This window comes from Halanaerobium kushneri, assembly GCF_900156285.1.
In the GTDB taxonomy this organism is placed as follows: Bacteria; Bacillota; Halanaerobiia; order Halanaerobiales; family Halanaerobiaceae; genus Halanaerobium; species Halanaerobium kushneri.
Genome location: NZ_FTNC01000001.1, coordinates 114313 through 132372 on the forward strand (window position 1 = coordinate 114313; position 18060 = coordinate 132372).

Here is an 18060-nt window from a genome sequence, read left to right on the forward strand (position 1 = left end):
GTTAGACGAAATGCAAATGGTTATATATAAAATAAAATATAATGTTAAATAATCAAAATATGAAGGAATAATAAAGTTAATATAGAAATAAAGATTAGAGAAGATAAAAATTAACATAAATATAGGAGGAATAATATTAATGAAATATTGGCATGAAACGATAAAAATTCCAAACTTATTTATAAATACTGAAAATCCTAGATTTGAAATTGCAGATAGTCAGAAAGAAGCTATTGAAAATATGATAGAAAATCAAAACCAAAAGTTATATAGGTTAGCTGTAGATATTATTGAATCCGGTTTAAATCCTTCTGATCTTCCTATTGTAACTTCATTGGATGATTCTAAAAATCGATATAGAGTTTTAGAAGGAAATAGAAGGATAACTGCTTTAAAGTTATTATTAGAACCTAATATAGCGTCTTCCAAAAACAATAATTTAAAGAAAAAATTTAAAAGACTTAATAAACAATATGATATAAGTGGTTTTGAAGAAATAACTTGTGTGGCTTTTGAAGAAGAAGCCGACGCTATTCATTGGATTGAAATAAAACATTCCGGACAATTAGATGGTATTGGTACTGTTACTTGGGATGCTACTTCTAAAAGAAGGTTCGAAAGAAGATTGGGGAAATCAACTAAATGTTTGCAGGTTTTAGAATTTATAAAAGAATCAGATATACTAAATGAAGAAACAAAAAATAATTTTAATTCTATAGCAATTACAAATCTTGAAAGATTAATAAGTGATCCAGCTGTAAGAGAATTTTTAGGAATAGAATTCATTGATGGTAATTTACATATAATTCATCCAAAAGAAGAAGTCTTTAAAGGACTTGCAAAAGTGATTAAAGATTTAGTTCATAAAAATATAATTGTAGATGATATTTATTATAAAGATGATCGTGCAAATTACCTTGAAAATTTTGATGCTTCTCAAATACCTAATACAGAAGTAGTATATGAAAATCCAAAAGATGCATTTGATGAAAACAAAGCATCTGATAAAACAGATGAAAATAATAATAATTCTAATAATAATTTAGATTCCAAGAGAAAAGATGCTGAGAAAAAAGAAAATAATAAAGAAAAAAATGAATCGAAAGAGAACAATGATGAAAAAAGGAAACCTAAATCTAAAAGAAGGTCTTTTTTTAGACACGGACTTATTCCAAGCAATTGTATTTTAGAAATAGAAGATAAAAGAATAAATAAGATTTATATGGAGCTGAAAAAAATTGAGGTTGAAAAGTTTCCTAATTTGACTGCTGTTTCATTTAGAGTCTTTCTTGAATTAAGTTTAGATCATTATATTGAAGAAAATAATTTAGAAAATATAAGTATTGATTCTAGGCTTTCTACTAAAGTTCAAAAAGTAGCAGAAGATTTGAAAGATAAAGATTTATTGACTGACCAAGAATTGAAACCAGTTAATGTATCAGTTTCTAATCCTGATAGTATAATTTCAATTAATACATTTAATGCATATGTTCATAATAAAAATATGCAACCAATTGCTAAAGATTTAAAAATCAATTGGGAAAGATTAGAAAATTATTTTAAAGGAATATGGAATAACTAAATAATAGGTATGGTGATTATATATGAGATTTTATTCTCCTTTGCGTTATCCTGGGGGAAAAGGAAAATTATCGGATTATATGAAATTAATAATTAGAAAAAATAATTTATTAGATGGAACTTATGTAGAACCATTTGCTGGAGGGGGAGGAATTGCTCTATCTTTATTATGTAATGAATATGTATCAGATATTTTAATTAATGATTTAAGTAATTCAATTTATGCTTTTTGGTATTCTGTGTTAAATCATACCGATAAATTATGTGAGTTGATTTCTGAAACTTCAATAACTGTTGATGAATGGCATAAACAAAAATCTATCCAAGAACAATTTAATAGTTCTATTTTAGAATTAGGATTTTCCACTTTTTTTCTTAATAGGACAAATAGATCAGGTATTTTACAAGGGGGGGTTATAGGAGGCCTTGAGCAAAATAGCAAATGGAAAATTAATGCTAGATTTAATAAAGAAAATTTAATTAAACGAATTAAAAAGATTTCTAGGTATAAAGATAGAATTAGATTATATAATTTAGATGCTGCAAATTTAATAACAGATGTGATTCCTGATTTACCAAATAAGACTTTAGTTTATCTAGATCCTCCCTATTTTAATAAAGGAAAACATTTATATGAAAATTATTATAAAGAGGAAGATCATGCTGATTTAGCTGAGATAATAATTAATAAAATTGAACAACATTGGATAGTCACCTATGATAATACTCCAGAAATAAGTAAATTATATAATGAATGTTACCAAAAAATTTATTCTCTTAGTTATAGTGCAGCTAAGAAATATAAAGGTTCTGAAATTATGGTGTTTAGTGATAAATTAGTTGTTCCTAAAATCGACACTCCAGTGAAATTCAATGTTAATGAATAGATATTATTTTATATTAGTATTTTCTATATAAATACTTGCACTTCGTCTAACATGGTGTTAGCGACATCTAGTTGCAATATATAAAATTTAATTAGATATAATTTATGAAAGTCTGGGTAATTAATACTCAGACTTTTAAATTTATACTAGACGTCGCGAACACTAGGAACGTTATACGACATAATGCCAAAGTAAACTTTAGGGGGAAATATGATTGAATTTGGTTTTTTAAATGAAAGCAAAATCTATTCAAGTGATTTGATGGAGATTATTCCTTTAGATGATATTACAGAAAAATATGAGTTCTTAAAAGAAAATTTTTATATAGAAAATAGTTGGTTATATCCACCTATTGGATATGATAAAAAAAATAAACCTACTAAGTGTGTAAGTTGGTTTGCACTTCCAAATTCACATAAATTGTTATTGAAAAGTAAGTTTAAAAAAAATAATGAGTTACAAAAATTTATTCCTACTATATTTGGCTTCTTAAAAGGATTACAGATGTATCGCGATGGTTGGGGACACTATTATAAAACACCTATTAAAGAAGGAAAATTAATTAGTTTTTATTGTAACGATAAAGAATTATGTAAAATAATTGATAAAATAATTTTTTTATATCAAAAAGATTCTAATATTTTCAAAAGTTATGCTGCAGCTATTCATTGGTTTTTGTTTGGTCAAAGTTATAAATATGAATTTGAAAAATTTGATGCACAGTATAAGGTTTTAGATTGTTGCTACAATATTGCTACAAAGATAACAGATATTGATAAAGCAAAAACTCATGCCCAAAGAATAGAAAATTTATGCTTATATTATAATATTTATTTACCTGATTGGGCTAGAGTAAAAAATGGAAGATCAACTTTATCAGAATTAAGAAATAATTTAATACATGAAGCTAAATTTGCTGGGGAGCCAATTGGAGTTAGCTCAGACGAAGAAAATCTTTATTTTAATTTACAATTAATAAATGAGAGAATTTTATTATCAATACCAGGGGTAAGATCAGAAATGTTTTCTACTGGATTGACTAGGTTTCCATATAGTTTAGACTGGATAAAGTAAACTGGCATTACGATCGTATAACATGGGATTGTCGTGATGCCTTCAGTCATAAAGCTTGCTGGCTAGCCAATTACGGATATGAAAAGGCAAGCTTTAGGTCAGTTCCTGACGGAACCAGGCACAAGCACAAATACCAGGGATGTTAGGCGACATAGTGTTATAATAGATTACTAATTGAAAAATACTATGTGGTTATAATAACTAAAATGAAAAATATATTCTATTATTTATTTTGATAAGGGGAGTATTAGTTATGGATAAATATATTGAAATTAACGGAGCTTGTGAAAACAATTTAAAAAATATTTCTTTAAGAATACCAAAGTATAAAATGGTTGTTTTAACTGGACTTTCAGGTTCAGGAAAGTCCTCTTTAGCAATGGATACCTTACAAAAAGAATGTCAAAGACAGTATATGGAATCCATGGGGAAAGTAACTGATTCTTTAAGCAAACCTAAAGTTGATTCTATAAAAGGACTGTCACCATCAATCAGTGTTGGACAATATAATAATAATAAAAATCCTCGCTCTACAGTAGGAACGGTTACTGAAATTTATACTTACATTAGAGTTTTATTTGCAAAATTAGGAGAGAGACCATGTCCTAATTGTGGTAAAATTATAAAACCTACTTTTGAACAAGATGAAGAAGTAGAAATTTGGGATGATGAATTGGGAGATGAAAAAGTTGTCTGCTCTAACTGCAAGGAAGACTTGGAAAAGTTAACAATGGCTCATTTTTCATTTAATAAGCAGAAAGGGGTTTGTCAAAAATGTAAAGGATTAGGACTTGTTACAGAAGTTGATTTAGATAGTATATTAGATGAAGAAAAAAATATTCTAGAAGGAGCAGTTAGTGAGTGGAAAGGATGGCAGATTGAATATAATGCAGATGTATTACAAGCAGCGGCTGAACATTATGGCTTTTCTTTTGACCCTAAAAAAGCTGTTAAAGACTATAATGAAGTACAACGTGATTTATTATTACATGGAGTTAAAAGTGAAGAATTTAAAGAACACTTTCCAGATATTAAAGCTCCTAAAAAAGTTGGGGATGGTAATTTTAAAGGGATAGTTACTAGAATATTAGAAAATTATTCTGAAAGTACTGATAATCCTAAAAAGCGTAAAAAACTTAAGAAAAAATTAATACAAAAAGAATGCCCTAAATGTAAAGGAACTAAGTTGCGTGAAGAAAGCCGATTAGTAGAAGTTAATAATACTGTTATTACAAGTTTATTTAAATTTTCTCTTAATGATCTTTTAAACTGGCTTAAAGAATTAGAAGATAATATTTCTAAAGCATCATTAGCTGTTGTAAGGCCAATCATTGATGATTTATTAGAAAGAATAAAAGGATTAATTGATGTAGGCTTAGATTATTTAAATATAGATAGACCAGCTGTATCATTGTCTGGCGGAGAAGCTCAAAGACTTAGATTGGCTTCGTTATTAGGTTCTGGACTTACTGGAGTTTTATATATATTAGATGAACCTACTGCTGGTTTACACCGCAGGGATACAGATAAATTGATCAAAGTTTTAAAGCAATTACGTAATCGTGGTAATACAATATTGGTTATTGAGCATGATATAGATTTTATTAAGAAAGCAGACTATATTATTGATATAGGACCTGAAGCAGGAGAAAATGGTGGAGAAGTTGTTGCTACTGGAAGTCTAGAAGAAGTAATTAAGAGTGAAAAATCTATTACTGCTTCTTATTTAACGGGAGATAAAAAGGCTAGATATATAAAAACTAATAGTAGAGCAATTAACAGAGATTGCTTAAGAATAGAAAAAGCATCTGAACATAATCTTAAAGAAATAACAGTTGATATTCCACTAAATAATTTAGTATCTATCACAGGAGTTTCAGGATCAGGTAAGTCAACATTGGTTTTTGATATCTTAGATAAAGCAATCAGACGTAAATTTTATGATTCAAGTGAAATGCCTGGTAAGTATAATAAAATTAGTGGGATAGAAAAAATTAATAAAGTGATTACTGTTGATCAAAGTCAAATTGGCAGAATGTCAAGATCAAATATAGCAACTTATACTGACATTTTTACAACAATCAGAAAGCTTTTTTCTAATTTGGAACAAGCAAAGAATAAAGGCTTAAGCTCTAAACATTTTTCTTTTAATTCAAGTGGCGGTCGATGTAAAAAGTGTAAAGGTTTAGGAGTAATAAATCTTGATATGCATTTTTTGCCAGATGCTCAAGTTACTTGTCCAGTCTGTCATGGTAAGCGTTTTAAGAAGGATATATTAGAAGTGAAATATCGTGACTATAATATTTCTGAAATATTAAATCTTACTGTGAATCAGGCTATATCTATATTTGAAGATGAAAAAAAGATAATAGATAAATTATTACTGATGTCTGAAATTGGATTAGGTTATTTACGCTTAGGTCAGCCTACTACTACATTATCTGGAGGGGAAGCTCAAAGAATAAAGTTAACTAAGGAATTAGGTAAAAATAGTAATGGTAATACTTTATATTTACTTGATGAACCTACTACAGGTTTACATCCTCACGATATAGATGAGCTATTTATCTTATTAAATAAATTAGTTAACAGAGGGAATACGGTAGTTGTTATAGAGCATAATCTAGATTTGATAGCTAGGTCTGATTGGGTGATAGATTTAGGGCCAGAAGGTGGTAAAAATGGAGGATATATTGTGGCAGAAGGTACTCCTGAACAAGTAATGAAAAATAACCAAGGATATACTGGAAAATATCTTCAAGAAGTAATAAATTAGCATAAAAGCCACACTACGTCGCCTAACATGGAGTTAGCAACATTCAGCTTGCTGGTTAAAAGTAGGACAAGTGGGGACTCATGAAATTCACCAGTTAGAGTGTAGATTCAGAGGGGTAGCGTGAACGTCGTGAACTCCAGGGACGTTATACGACATTGGGCTAAGTAATTACTGCTACTGGAACATCAATACTTTTAGCTGCTCTAATTAATTTTTTATCTAATGTTACTAAAGTAGCATTTTTACGCCTGCTTGTAACTAAATACATAGCGTCATAAGCAGGATTACTTATCTTGCATGAAAGTGGCAAAGCTTCTTCAAAAATATCTTTTGCATCAATAAATTGATCTACCATTTTATAAAGATATTCAATTTTTTTCATAATATCTTCTTTGCTATAATCTTGATATCCATGATATTTCCACAATGTATTACTAGCTTCATAAATAAAAAGAGAAGGAGCAATTACCCAGTCTGCGTCATTTAATATATTTACAATTTCTTGTTGTCTTTTACCACCCACCACTATTTCAACAGCTGCACTTACATCGAGTGTAATTCTCATCTTTCACGGTCCTCTCTAACTAATTTTACAGGATCTAATATTTCTTTATCTTTCTTTTCTTGACTGGTTTCTTCTTGTATTTTATTTAAAAGTTGTTGACGACGTTTTTTGTTTTCTTTTTCTATATTTAAAGCTTTTTCTAATAATACTATTGTTTCCTGAGTAATACTTCTTCTGTCAGCTTCAGCTAATCGGACAATTTCTTGATAAAGATGTTCTGGTAAATCTCTAACTTGTAAAGATGGCATAACAAAAACTCCTTTCGTCTAATGGTTAATCTTTTAATCTGTTTATATTATATCACTTAACACTAATGCATGTATAATGGTTTTGATATTTATGCAGGTATTTATTTCTATTAAAAGAATTATATTATTAATGTGTTTTTTGCAAGTTAAAATTCCCGGTTTTTGCAAAGTTTTTTTAGCAGCCACCCAATAGGGAAAAATTAAAGTTAATTTTGGGCTCCTTTCATCAGTGAATTTTTGATTCTATGACTGTCACCAGGAAATACAAGTAGGTGACTGTGGTGTACCAATCTATCAATTAAAGCAGCTGTCATCTGCTCATCATAAAAAATATTAGCCCATTTACTAAATTCAAGATTAGTTGTGATTATCAGGCTCTTTTTCTCATAACAGTCTGAAATTATCTGGAACAGGAGCTGAGATCCCTCTCTGTCGAGAGGAATATAGCCCCATTCATCACAAATTATTAAGTCTGCTTTTTCTATCTTTTTAAATAATTTGTCCAGTTTTCCTTCTTCTTTTGCCTTGCTTAATTGATTAACCAGGGTTGCTGTTCTAAAGAACAAAACTGATTTTCTCTGGCGGCAAACTTCCAGGCCAATCGCCGTTGCAAGATGAGATTTCCCGGTACCAGCGGCCCCATACAGTATTAAATTCTCTTTTTTCTCAATAAAGCTTCCTGTTTTTAGATCTTCAATTGATAGTGCAGAAGGTATTCTGATTTCATCAAACGAATAGCCTTCAAAGGTCTTAATAGTATAAAATTTAGCCTGTTTAATCAGTCTTTCTATCTTTTTGGCTTTACGGTATTCAACTTCATTTTGCAGTATTTCAAGTAGAAACTCATAACGATTTTCAGCTTCAATACTTTCAAAATTATCAGCTATGTTCTGACTTAATTTAAGAGTTTTGCAGCAGGCTGCAATCTGATCTTTAATCATTGGCTTCAACTCCATCTGCTACTGTATAGAAAGTATCATAAAAACTAATATCAGGTTTTATTCAGGTAATTCAGGTGCATTTTTAGCTGCTAAATGTCCATCAAGTTCCATAATCTTAGAGTTCTTTCTCTTAAATAGGACCTGGATGCTGTCAGTATCACTTGCTCCATGAGAGATAGCATCTAAGAGTGCATCTACTGCTGCCTCAAAATTTGTTTCTTCTGTCAGTGTATTTAGAGTTTTTAGTGTTGCTTTTAAGTTCTCGTAATCTAAAGTATCAAAATAATCTTTAGCTGCCTTAGGAAATAGATCATAAATCCCAGTATATTTTAAAGCTGTTGGCCTTTTTGATATTTGACCTAAATAAAGAATCCAGTTAATTGATTCCTGTTTTAAGTCACCATAAAGCCTGTCATGAGTCACAATTTCTTTAAGGTCCTGTTCTAAGATTATCACTTTCTCAGCTGTAAGTTTAACAAAAACATTGCTTTTAGCAAGACTTGGTTTAGTAGAATATCTGTGTTTACCTTTATGAATAGTAATACAGGCATTGGCATCAGCTTTCTTGGAAACAACCAATGCTGGCTCAAATTTGAGCTCAGGCAGTGGTAATAATGCTTTTAGATCAGCTTGAAACAACTCATGCTGAGTAGCATTTTTCCTGTAGTGTTCACGATACTGATCATCATCAAGTTCAGTAAGTAATGATTTATTGAATTCATCTAAATTATCAAATTCTGGTGGTGGCACAAAATAGTTGCGTCTGTGATAGCCAACTTTACCCTCGACATTGCCTTTTTCATGCCCACTTGCTGGATTACAAAATACAGCTTCAAATCTAAAATGGTTTTTAAACATCATAAAGTGTTCAGTCAGTTTTCGATATTTGTTTTTTCCGATATCTGAAATCATACTGGAAGCATTATCAAAAACTATTCTGGAGGGAACACCACCAAGATGATTAAATATGTTTATCATGCCCTGTTCTAAACACTGCAGATTTTCACCCTTAAATAGCTGGGCATAACCAGTATTACTCTGTGGAAAGCTAAGATTTAAATGGCGGCCTTCATAAAAAGTCCCATTTTCTCTAAAATCTGTTCTACCAAAGTCAACCTGAGCTTCTCCAGGCAGATGTTTTAACGGTAAAAAGAATTTAGGCTCATCAGAAAATATTTCTTTCTTTTTGATTTTCACATATTCAGCTAACAATCGATAAGAGCAGTCATATTTACTACCATAGATTTCAGTTAATCTGGTATGTATCCTTTTTGCAGTATGACGCTGTTTTCTCCAGACTTTTTTATCAGCTTCAAGCCACTCATCAATAGTTTTCTTAAATGGGTCCAACTTGGAGCCACGCTTGGATCTTTCAGGTGTTTCTAAAACTAGATTAAAATCAGTCATATCGAGGTATTTATTAATTGTTTTGCGATCATGACCCGTTTTTCTCATTATTTCAGCCACATTTAAACCTTTCTTAAAGTACAGTTTTTTGATATCATTAATATCAGTCATTGCTAATGTCATCTCCATTTTCCTCCCTTATATAAGTTGTGGTTGACTTAATATAAGGGTACGGTATTTTGGGGGTGACTGCAATGACTTTTTTATTCTGCAATAATAGGGAATTTTAGTTTGCAACTTCCGGGAATACTACTTTGCAATTCCCGGTAATTTTAGTATACAACAAATAATTAATGTTCTTAATTAATAAAGATAAGAGCAAAACCAACGGTCGTATAACATGTGATTGGAGTCATGCCTCCTGTCATAAAGCTTGCAGACTTGACCAATTACGGATATGAAAAAGCAAGCTTTAGGCCATTTCCTGACGGAATCAGGCACGAGCGCAAATCCCAGGAACGTTATACGAAAGAGCTGGTTTACAAAAGTCTTTTAAAATAATATATAAATTCTAAGCTAAAACACTTCTATAAATCAAAACTAAAAATATTACAATAGATTTTACATATAATTTAATTAAGATAATCATTTATGAAATATTTTAATTTATGGAGGTGCCGATAATGGTTACTTTAAGAATTGATAGAGAGCATATGGTCTCATCTTCTGAAATTGTTCGTAATTTTAGTAAAATGTTAGATAAAACAAAAGAAGGCCCGCTTTTTATTACCAGAAATAATGATATTGAAGGTATTATGATGGATATTGAAGAATATGAAATGTTACTAGAACAAATTGAATTTCTGGAAAATCAAATTGAAGATGTCCATATTGAAAAGATTATAGCCAAAAGAAAAGAAAACTTTGATCTTAAAGATGCAGTAAGCGAAAAAGAAATCATGGATTTATTAGATAAAGAATAGATTTTAGGGGACTTAAAAAGGGGAGATAAGCCTTTTTAAATTTATGATAATTTCTAAAATTTATCAGAATAGCAAACCACCTATGGGATTGAAGATTCCTTTACGCTCTACGAAAATTCATTCGGCATGGGCAGTCGCACTAAACCTCACGAACTTCTTAAATCCCAGGGACGTTATATGAATCTTAGCTAATGCTTTAATATTTTAAAACTTATAACATAAGAAAACAGTGCCGTTGAACCTTTAGCACTGTTAATTAAATCTAATTTCAAGTTTTTTACCAAGTGCATGAGCAACTTTATCAAGAAATTCAACACTCGGATTATAATCATCATTTTCTAGTCTGGAGATGGTAGACTGTTTAGTTCCTATTCTATCTGCTAATTCTTTCTGAGTTAAATCATTTTCTATTCTATACCTAATTATTTGTTTTTTTATTTCATACATAACATTCATTTTTTCATATTCTTCTTTAACTTCTTCAGATTCAAAAAGTTCATTTTTAAGACTTTTATGATCAATAAAGGCCACTTTGTTTCACCTCACTTGATAGAATTAAATATGGTTATTTTCAAAAAAGATATATAATTTAACTAAAAAAATTTATGAAGTATTAGAATATGTGCTTATATTACATAAATTATTCTTCAAGCTCTTTTCTAATCTTTTCTATAAGGTTATCATGAGAAGTACCAACCATATTATCTTTACTTTCGTTTTCAGCTTTCTCTAGTTCTCGGAATAATTCTAAAAGTTCTTCTTTTTTCTCATCATTTGTTATATTATAAAATTTTTCACTATCACCTTCAGGATTGGCTAGTCTTTTTAATGCTTGATCATATTTTTTCTTTGTTCGTAAAAATGCTTTTAAACATTTTTCAAATTTCATTTTCATCACCTATTAATATTATACTATTTGTATTATTTATAAAGCAAGTAAAAACTATATTTTTAAACTTCTAATTAACCAAAAATAAAAACCAATCTCTAGGAAGTATAATAACTTATGAAACCTAAATTAGAATCTGCTTACATAGCTGCAGAAAATATTAAGAGAGCAATAAATTTTTATGAATGGTTTTTAGAAAGATCAGCAGCTAAGAAAAGGGAGAGTTTATATCTCTTTGATGTGGATGGATTCCGCCTTTTCCTGTTTGATCATAATAACGAGAATGAAGAAGTAAAGTATGGGGATAACTGTTTATTAAGTTTTGAAGTTGATAATGCTGAGAAAACAAAAGAAAAGATAGAAGTCCGGGGTTTAAATATCATTTTTCCTTTAACAAAAATCCTGGATAATATAGTTTTTGAGTTTGAAGATCCTGAAGGAAATCAGATAGAAGTCTTTTCTAAGGTATCAGATTAATTTTATAAATTTTCTAATTAAACAAGGGGGAATCATTTATGAAGAAAAGAAGAAAGGGAAGCACCGGTTTAATGGTATCAGAAGTTGGTTTTGGAGCCTGGCAGTTGGGTAATACAAAGAGTTGGAAAGGAGCCACAGATAAAGAAGCGATTAAACTTGTTCATAAAGCTATAGACCTGGGCTGTAATTTTTTTGATACTGCTCCAAACTATGCAGGTGGAAAGAGTGAAGAACTTTTAGGTAAGGCTTTAAAAGGAAAAAGAGAGCAAGTAATAATCAGTACTAAGTTTGGCCATTTCGCTGATGGACATACAGATTATAGACCTTCTTTAATAAAAGATTCGGTCGAGACCAGTTTGAGAAAGCTGCAGACAGACTACCTTGACTCCGTATTGTTACATAGTCCACCACATGAGATTATGAGAGAGGAACAGAATCATTATCAAGTTTTAGAGGAATTAAAACAGTCTGGTAAGATTAAAAGTTTTGGTGTATCTGTTGATACTAGTACTGAAATGAAATATGTTTTAGAAAATAGTGATTCAGAAGTTTTGGAGATATTCTTTAATATTTTTCACCAGGAGACAAAAGATGCTTTTTCTTTAGTTAGAGAAAAGGATGTAGGGCTGATAGTAAAAGTTCCTTTAGATTCAGGTTGGTTGACTGGCAAATATGATCACAATAGTGAATTTTCTGGAATAAGGGACCGCTGGTCACCTCAGGTTATTAAAAGAAGGGCAGATTTAGTTGAAAAAGTTAAGGAGATAAAGAGTAAAAGCAATAGTATGGTACAGGAGGCTTTAGGGTATATATTGAGTTACCCTGAAGTTTCGACAGTTATCCCCGGTGTTAGAAATGAGAAACAGTTAAAAGAGAATATGAGTGCAACTGATAATATATCTCAAGAGAAGATTAAAGAATATGAGAGACTCTATAGTGAAAATATAGAGGGTAATTTACTGCCGTGGTAAAAAAATTAAAAAGAATGGGCTGGCCTAGTGCTGGCCTTTTTTGTTTATGAATATTAAATTTTTTGTATTATTAAAAAATCAGATGTTTTTCTTGTATAAGCAGGTTTTTTTTCTTTTAGATGAACTATATAATAATATATATTTTATGAATTAGTTTTTAATACTGCTTATCATAAGTGTTTTCTGGAATATTGGTTTTGGAGTAGATAAAGTTGATATTAAACAAGATAATAAAGGTAAATCATATATTATAAAATTTGCTTAATGACAATGATTGAGGGGTGAGATTAGTGGAAAAAGGTGATAAATTATTTGTAAGAATAGATTATAGAAATAATAATAAAAAATTTGAAACTAATGATTTTGATGATCATATAGATTACCTGGAAAAAATTGCAGCGGAGAGATTTTTTATTGGTGGCGGATTTGAGAATAAAAAAGGCGGAATGATAATTTTTAAAGCTAAAAATTTGAAAGAAGCAAAAAAAATTGCAAAAAAGGATCCCCTTATCAAAAAAGCTTTATATACTTATAAGATATATGAATGGAACTTAGTATTATTATCAGAGAAAATAGAAGGTTATTAATATAATTTGTTCTGCTAATCCAAAGGAGGTAAATAAAATGATTGATAAAAGTAAAGAAGTAATGAAGTTCTGGTTTGAGGAATTAACTCCAAAGCAGTGGTTTAATTCATCTGATGAGCTTGATGCCAAAATTTGTGATCGATTTGGTATGATTCATGATGCCGCAGCAAAGGGAGAACTTGAATCCTGGCGGGTGACACCGGAAGGAAGCCTTGCAGAAATAATAGTCCTGGATCAATTTTCTCGAAACATTTACCGTGGAAAACCGGGTGCTTTTGCAAACAATCTTGGCGCTTTAGTTCTGGCACAGGAAGCTATTCGAAAGGGTTTTCACATCAAGGTTGAAACTTTCAAGCGCAGTTTCTTCTATATGCCATTTATGCACAGTGAATCTCTAAAGGTACACAAAAAGGCAGTGAGACTTTTTAATGAACCTGGCATGGAAGATTCTTTTGATTATGAAATCAAGCACAAAAATATAATAGAGCGATTTGGAAGATTCCCTCACCGCAATGAAATACTCGGACGAAAATCTACTGCTGAAGAAATTGAATTCCTTACTCAGCCAGGTTCGTCCTTCTGAATTCATCAATAAAAAAACTGCTGAGTTCATTGCCAGGATCACAAGTGATGATGATTATGGTACAGGAGTCCACCGCGGAGAAGACCTATATGAGGTAGGTGGGTTTATTGTTCATTTCTTTAGTGAGGAAAAAGTAAAACATTTAGCAAAAGGATTTAATATGGTTGAAATTAATGAATTTGAAGAAGGAGGACTTCCGAGAAAATTATTTCAGGTAACACTCAAAAAAATAGATAATAACTGAAATTATGATTATTAATTTAATTATGGTTAGCAGAGAATCAGGGGGATAAATAAAATGAATCTTTTAACGCTATTTTATATTCTCAATGCAACTTTATTAATACTTCACGAGATTGAGTCAGGGTATGAAAGGGAGTGGAAAATACTAAAATTACCGGGTGAAATAACTAGTTTTCTTATCCTGCATGTTCCCATAATTTTTGTTTTATTCTATGGTTTATTAGAAGTTGATCAGCTATCAAATTTTAGATTTATTATGGGACTATTAACAGGTTTAGGAGGAATTATCCCCTTTTTAGTACACAAAATATTTGTTAAGAGAGAAGAAAGATTCAATTTGTTAATTTCAAATATTATTATTTATTCTAATATCTTAACTGGAATTATATTATTTATATCCTCCTTATATTTTTTGATATGAAAAAATTGATTTTAAAAGGAGACTAAAATGACAAAAGAAAAGATAAAAGGACTATTTAAATTATTGCGGCCAGAATTACCTTTTGCTGCAGGAGTTTCTGTGATTTTAGGTGAAATAATTTCACTTGGAAATTTACCCTCATTCTCAGAATTGTTTTTGGGCTTTATGTGGGGTTTTCTTCTATCAGGATCAGCAATGATTTTAAATGATTTTTTTGATATTGAAGTTGATAAAGTAAATGCACCAGAACGTCCTTTAGCATCAGGCTTGATTTCTTCAACTACAGCTATAGTTTTTACTATTATTATATCATTATTAGGTTTGGCGGTATCATTTTTTATTAACAGAACTGCTGTTTTGTTATACATTGTTTTTTGGATTGTTGGTTTTTTATATAATTGGAAGTTTAAAGAAAAAGGTTTAGTGGGTAATTTATTTGTCAGTTCTTCAGTTGCAATTACAATCATTCTTGGAGGAATAGTGGTTGGTAACCCCTGGAATACAGCGGCTGTGATTTTTAGTATGATGCTTTTTGTTTTTGATCTTGGGGAAGAAATTGCAGCAGATGCAATGGACGTTGAGGGAGATAAAAAGAGGAATATTAAATCGATTGCTATACTAATGGGAAGAAATAAAGCTCTTTATATTTCATTTTTATTATTTTTAATTTTTATGGTATTAAGTTTTCTCCCAGTTATTTTAGGAATATTTGGTAACTTTTATTTGATTATTATTTCTGTGACAAATATTTTAATTTTATATTGGGGTATAAAACTTATAAAAACTCAAACTATAAAAGAAGGTCGCCTTTATGTCCGCAGATTATATCTTAGTGGTCTGTTGGGATTGCTTTTAATTATCATGAGTATGATTGATATTTAATTTAGAAATTAATATTAGGAGGTTCTTTAGCATGCCTGAAATAAGAGCTATGAAAAAAAACGAAGCAGAGCAGGTTAGAAGACTTGGGAAAAAGACCTTTGAATGGTTTGAGAGCCTTTTTATACCAAAACCAAAAGATTGTTATGTTGCTCTTGAAGACAATAAAATTATAGGTGCAGTATTATATAAATATTTAACTATAGCTGATAAAAAGATTGGTTATGTTGATTATATTTTTGTGGATAAGGCTTTCCATGGAAAAGGTATTGGTAGCAAACTGGTTGATCACTGTTTAGATACAATGAAAAAAGAAGAATGTGATGGTTATAGTGCCGTAGTAAGAGATGATAATGTTGGATCCTGGAAGATGTTTATTAATAAAAATTTAAAAAGAGTTGGATTAAATGATCTAATTAGACAATTTGGAGTTCTGGGTATGCTTAATCTGACATTTAAAACTCCTTTCAATTTTGCAACAGGTATGGACTATTATCTAAAGTTAGAGGATAATGCCATCTCTCAGAGTGGAGAAAAATCAATTTTTCAGATTTTTAAATATTTAATTTTTACCGCTTTATTATTACTACCACTATTTATTTATGGTTTTAAAAATGCTTTTTATATTATTGGAGCGGTAGTATCAATTTTAGCTATTAGATTAGTTTTTGGCTATCTTGGGACATTATTTTCAAATGAAAATTGGTATTTTAGAGTCTGTGATGGTGGTTATCTAATACCTTTTATAGCTGCTCTTTTGGGAGGAATATTTTTTATTTCAGGGAACTGGTATCCAAAAGTTTACAGACAGCAGAAAGACTTTAAACGCTCTCTGGGTTTAACAGCTTTGACCCAATTGATTTCTTTATTCTTGATAGTATTTCTAACAAGAACACTTCTAAGCGAATTTAGTTTTTTTAAAACTATGTCATCTATCTCTGCTACTTTTATGATAATTAATGTTGTTCCTTTTTATCCCCTGGCTAGCTTTGGCGGGAAGAGATTATTTGAATGGAATAAATGGCTTTATGCTATTGTTTTATTAATTTCTATTTATATAATATTTTTGTATTAGTTAAAAGGTTGATTTTGCAAATTTTAAAAATTATTATTTAAAGATCAATAATTTATTTATCCTTTCTAAACCATTAATTTCTTGCTATAATGATTACAGTAATTTAAATTTTATATTAGTTTAGAAAGGTGATCAAATGAGTTTATCAATAATTGCAGCAATGGATCAAAATCAGTTAATTGGTGAGCAGGGAAAAATCCCCTGGAAATTACCGGCTGATTTAAAATATTTTAAAGAAATAACTATGGGAGCACCGGTCATCATGGGAAGAAAGACTTTTAAATCAATTGGTTTTCCCTTGCCCGGCAGGAAAAACATTATTCTAACAAGAAATAAAGATTATACAGCTGAAGGCTGTGAAGTAGTTCATTCAAAAAAAGAAATATTGAATGAATTTTTGAAGAAAAAAGAAGAGGCTTTTATCATCGGTGGTGCAGAAATTTATAAACAGTTTTTAAAATATAGTGATAAATTATATCTAACAATCATTGAGCATCAGTTTTCTGGAGATACATATTTCCCGGAGGTAGACTGGCAGAAGTGGTATAAAGTATCAGAAAAGAAGGGAACTACTGAAAGCGATAATCCATATTCATATTCTTATCATATTTTTCAGCGAAAAAATCAAAAATCTAGGAGTGATTTTTAATGAAACAGTATCTTGAGATGTGTCAGCAAATTTTAGACAGTGGAGTTGATCGCGAGGATAGAACAGGTACAGGTACCAGGAGTATTTTTGGTCATCAGCTGAGATTTGATCTGCAGAAAGGTTTTCCTCTAATGACCACTAAAAAGGTTTACTGGAAAGGAGTTGCCCATGAGCTGCTCTGGTTTTTAAAGGGAGATACAAACATAAAGTATTTAAATGATAATGATGTACATATCTGGGATGAATGGGCAGATGAAAATGGAGATTTAGGCAATGTTTACGGTCATCAGTGGAGAAGTTGGGAAGGCAGAGAGGGTACAATAGATCAAATTTCTGAGGTAATTGAACAGATTAAGGAAAATCCATATTCCAGAAGATTAATTGTGAATGCCTGGAATGTTGGAGATTTAGATAAGATGGCCCTCCCCCCCTGTCACCTACTTTTTCAGTTCTATGTGGCCGATGGTAAACTTTCCTGTCAGCTATATCAGCGCTCCTGTGATACTTTCTTAGGCGTTCCCTTCAATATTGCAAGCTACAGTTTATTAATTCATATGATAGCCCATGTAGTTGGACTTGAAGTTGGAGAATTTGTCTGGACCGGTGGAGATGTACATATATATCACAATCATTTTGATCAGATAAAGGAACAGTTAAGCAGAGAGCCGAGACCTTTACCTCAGCTAAAAATAAATAAAGAAACTGATAATATTTTTGACATTAAATTTGAAGATATAGAACTGATCGGATATGACCCACATCCTACTATTAAAGGAGAAGTTTCTGTTTAATATATTCATTTATATTCAAAACAAATATCTACAGCCTGGCTGTTGAAAATACTGTCAGGCTTTTTATACAAAAATAGTCAATAAATTTTTTTA

At 30.4% G+C, this 18060-nt stretch carries 21 protein-coding genes; 15 read left to right on the forward strand and 6 right to left on the reverse strand.

Translation table 11 applies throughout. The features are described 5' to 3' along the window. Positions 1-139: 139 nt before the first annotated feature. From BW929_RS00460 to uvrA, 4 genes are all read left to right on the forward strand, one after another. Complete coding sequence (locus tag BW929_RS00460; RefSeq protein WP_076543405.1) at positions 140-1582, forward strand: hypothetical protein; 1443 nt, start codon at positions 140-142, stop codon at positions 1580-1582. Positions 1583-1604: 22 nt separating this feature from the next. Beyond that, positions 1605-2468: a DNA adenine methylase gene (locus BW929_RS00465; protein ID WP_076543406.1), complete on the forward strand. Its 864-nt coding sequence runs from the start codon at positions 1605-1607 to the stop codon at positions 2466-2468. A gap of 210 nt (positions 2469-2678) precedes the next feature. Continuing rightward, positions 2679-3542, forward strand: coding sequence for a hypothetical protein (locus tag BW929_RS00470; RefSeq protein ID WP_076543407.1), 864 nt, complete (start codon positions 2679-2681; stop codon positions 3540-3542). A gap of 253 nt (positions 3543-3795) precedes the next feature. Further along, entirely contained in the window at positions 3796-6318 is a 2523-nt protein-coding gene (uvrA, locus tag BW929_RS00475; RefSeq protein WP_076543408.1) for an excinuclease ABC subunit UvrA, read from the forward strand. A gap of 160 nt (positions 6319-6478) precedes the next feature. Here uvrA and BW929_RS00480 read toward each other — a convergent pair whose 3' ends face one another. The 4 genes from BW929_RS00480 to istA form a co-directional block, all read right to left on the reverse strand. Further along, the gene (locus tag BW929_RS00480; protein ID WP_076543409.1) at positions 6479-6883 is read right to left on the reverse strand and encodes a type II toxin-antitoxin system VapC family toxin; all 405 of its coding nucleotides are present in this window, start codon (positions 6881-6883) and stop codon (positions 6479-6481) included. After that, positions 6880-7131, reverse strand: coding sequence for a hypothetical protein (locus BW929_RS00485; protein WP_076543410.1), 252 nt, complete (start codon positions 7129-7131; stop codon positions 6880-6882). The genes BW929_RS00480 and BW929_RS00485 overlap by 4 nt, the downstream gene beginning before the upstream one ends. Positions 7132-7337: 206 nt before the next feature. Continuing rightward, a complete protein-coding gene (gene istB / locus BW929_RS00490; RefSeq protein ID WP_076543672.1) occupies positions 7338-8069 on the reverse strand; it encodes an IS21-like element helper ATPase IstB in 732 nt (243 codons plus the stop codon). Between the two features lie 60 nt (positions 8070-8129). Further along, positions 8130-9602, reverse strand: coding sequence for an IS21 family transposase (gene istA, locus BW929_RS00495; RefSeq protein WP_159437140.1), 1473 nt, complete (start codon positions 9600-9602; stop codon positions 8130-8132). 500 nt (positions 9603-10102) lie between these two features. Here istA and BW929_RS00500 point away from each other — a divergent pair, with 500 nt between their 5' ends. After that, positions 10103-10402: a type II toxin-antitoxin system Phd/YefM family antitoxin gene (locus BW929_RS00500; RefSeq protein ID WP_076543411.1), complete on the forward strand. Its 300-nt coding sequence runs from the start codon at positions 10103-10105 to the stop codon at positions 10400-10402. 252 nt (positions 10403-10654) lie between these two features. Here BW929_RS00500 and BW929_RS00505 read toward each other — a convergent pair whose 3' ends face one another. After that, entirely contained in the window at positions 10655-10933 is a 279-nt protein-coding gene (locus tag BW929_RS00505) for a helix-turn-helix transcriptional regulator (protein ID WP_076543412.1), read from the reverse strand. 109 nt (positions 10934-11042) lie between these two features. Then, positions 11043-11291 carry a hypothetical protein gene (locus BW929_RS00510; RefSeq protein ID WP_076543413.1) on the reverse strand — a complete coding sequence of 83 codons (249 nt, stop codon included), beginning with the start codon at positions 11289-11291 and terminating at the stop codon, positions 11043-11045. A gap of 117 nt (positions 11292-11408) precedes the next feature. Here BW929_RS00510 and BW929_RS00515 point away from each other — a divergent pair, with 117 nt between their 5' ends. The 10 genes from BW929_RS00515 (at position 11409) to BW929_RS00560 (ending at position 17967) form a co-directional block, all read left to right on the forward strand. Beyond that, entirely contained in the window at positions 11409-11768 is a 360-nt protein-coding gene (locus BW929_RS00515; RefSeq protein WP_076543414.1) for a VOC family protein, read from the forward strand. A gap of 38 nt (positions 11769-11806) precedes the next feature. After that, a complete protein-coding gene (locus tag BW929_RS00520) occupies positions 11807-12739 on the forward strand; it encodes an aldo/keto reductase (protein WP_076543415.1) in 933 nt (310 codons plus the stop codon). Between the two features lie 290 nt (positions 12740-13029). Beyond that, positions 13030-13326, forward strand: a complete 297-nt coding sequence (locus BW929_RS00525) for a YciI family protein (protein WP_076543416.1) — start codon at positions 13030-13032, stop codon at positions 13324-13326. A gap of 37 nt (positions 13327-13363) precedes the next feature. Beyond that, positions 13364-13909: a DUF924 family protein gene (locus BW929_RS00530; protein ID WP_076543417.1), complete on the forward strand. Its 546-nt coding sequence runs from the start codon at positions 13364-13366 to the stop codon at positions 13907-13909. Next, on the forward strand, positions 13875-14153 hold the full coding sequence (locus BW929_RS00535) for a hypothetical protein (RefSeq protein WP_234978035.1): 279 nt from the start codon (positions 13875-13877) through the stop codon (positions 14151-14153). Before BW929_RS00530 ends, BW929_RS00535 begins: the two co-directional genes overlap by 35 nt. Before the next feature lie 54 nt (positions 14154-14207). Continuing rightward, a complete protein-coding gene (locus BW929_RS00540) occupies positions 14208-14573 on the forward strand; it encodes a DUF6713 family protein (RefSeq protein ID WP_076543418.1) in 366 nt (121 codons plus the stop codon). 27 nt (positions 14574-14600) lie between these two features. After that, the gene (locus BW929_RS00545; protein ID WP_076543419.1) at positions 14601-15455 is read left to right on the forward strand and encodes a UbiA family prenyltransferase; all 855 of its coding nucleotides are present in this window, start codon (positions 14601-14603) and stop codon (positions 15453-15455) included. Positions 15456-15486: 31 nt separating this feature from the next. After that, a complete protein-coding gene (locus BW929_RS00550) occupies positions 15487-16527 on the forward strand; it encodes a GNAT family N-acetyltransferase (RefSeq protein WP_076543420.1) in 1041 nt (346 codons plus the stop codon). A gap of 136 nt (positions 16528-16663) precedes the next feature. Beyond that, complete coding sequence (locus BW929_RS00555; protein ID WP_076543421.1) at positions 16664-17176, forward strand: dihydrofolate reductase; 513 nt, start codon at positions 16664-16666, stop codon at positions 17174-17176. Next, positions 17176-17967: a thymidylate synthase gene (locus tag BW929_RS00560; protein ID WP_076543422.1), complete on the forward strand. Its 792-nt coding sequence runs from the start codon at positions 17176-17178 to the stop codon at positions 17965-17967. The genes BW929_RS00555 and BW929_RS00560 overlap by 1 nt, the downstream gene beginning before the upstream one ends. Positions 17968-18060 lie beyond the last annotated feature (93 nt).

Coding starts and splice junctions, on each gene's coding strand:
- BW929_RS00470 (WP_076543407.1), top strand. CDS start 2,679: ATGATTGAATTTGGTTTTTTAAATGAAAGCAAAATCTATTCAAGTGAT.
- BW929_RS00545 (WP_076543419.1), top strand. CDS start 14,601: ATGACAAAAGAAAAGATAAAAGGACTATTTAAATTATTGCGGCCAGAA.
- istA (WP_159437140.1), bottom strand. CDS start 9,602: ATGACATTAGCAATGACTGATATTAATGATATCAAAAAACTGTACTTT.
- BW929_RS00530 (WP_076543417.1), top strand. CDS start 13,364: ATGATTGATAAAAGTAAAGAAGTAATGAAGTTCTGGTTTGAGGAATTA.
- BW929_RS00560 (WP_076543422.1), top strand. CDS start 17,176: ATGAAACAGTATCTTGAGATGTGTCAGCAAATTTTAGACAGTGGAGTT.
- BW929_RS00480 (WP_076543409.1), bottom strand. CDS start 6,883: ATGAGAATTACACTCGATGTAAGTGCAGCTGTTGAAATAGTGGTGGGT.
- BW929_RS00540 (WP_076543418.1), top strand. CDS start 14,208: ATGAATCTTTTAACGCTATTTTATATTCTCAATGCAACTTTATTAATA.
- BW929_RS00510 (WP_076543413.1), bottom strand. CDS start 11,291: ATGAAATTTGAAAAATGTTTAAAAGCATTTTTACGAACAAAGAAAAAA.
- BW929_RS00485 (WP_076543410.1), bottom strand. CDS start 7,131: ATGCCATCTTTACAAGTTAGAGATTTACCAGAACATCTTTATCAAGAA.
- BW929_RS00465 (WP_076543406.1), top strand. CDS start 1,605: ATGAGATTTTATTCTCCTTTGCGTTATCCTGGGGGAAAAGGAAAATTA.
- BW929_RS00515 (WP_076543414.1), top strand. CDS start 11,409: ATGAAACCTAAATTAGAATCTGCTTACATAGCTGCAGAAAATATTAAG.
- BW929_RS00555 (WP_076543421.1), top strand. CDS start 16,664: ATGAGTTTATCAATAATTGCAGCAATGGATCAAAATCAGTTAATTGGT.
- BW929_RS00520 (WP_076543415.1), top strand. CDS start 11,807: ATGAAGAAAAGAAGAAAGGGAAGCACCGGTTTAATGGTATCAGAAGTT.
- BW929_RS00500 (WP_076543411.1), top strand. CDS start 10,103: ATGGTTACTTTAAGAATTGATAGAGAGCATATGGTCTCATCTTCTGAA.
- BW929_RS00460 (WP_076543405.1), top strand. CDS start 140: ATGAAATATTGGCATGAAACGATAAAAATTCCAAACTTATTTATAAAT.
- uvrA (WP_076543408.1), top strand. CDS start 3,796: ATGGATAAATATATTGAAATTAACGGAGCTTGTGAAAACAATTTAAAA.
- BW929_RS00550 (WP_076543420.1), top strand. CDS start 15,487: ATGCCTGAAATAAGAGCTATGAAAAAAAACGAAGCAGAGCAGGTTAGA.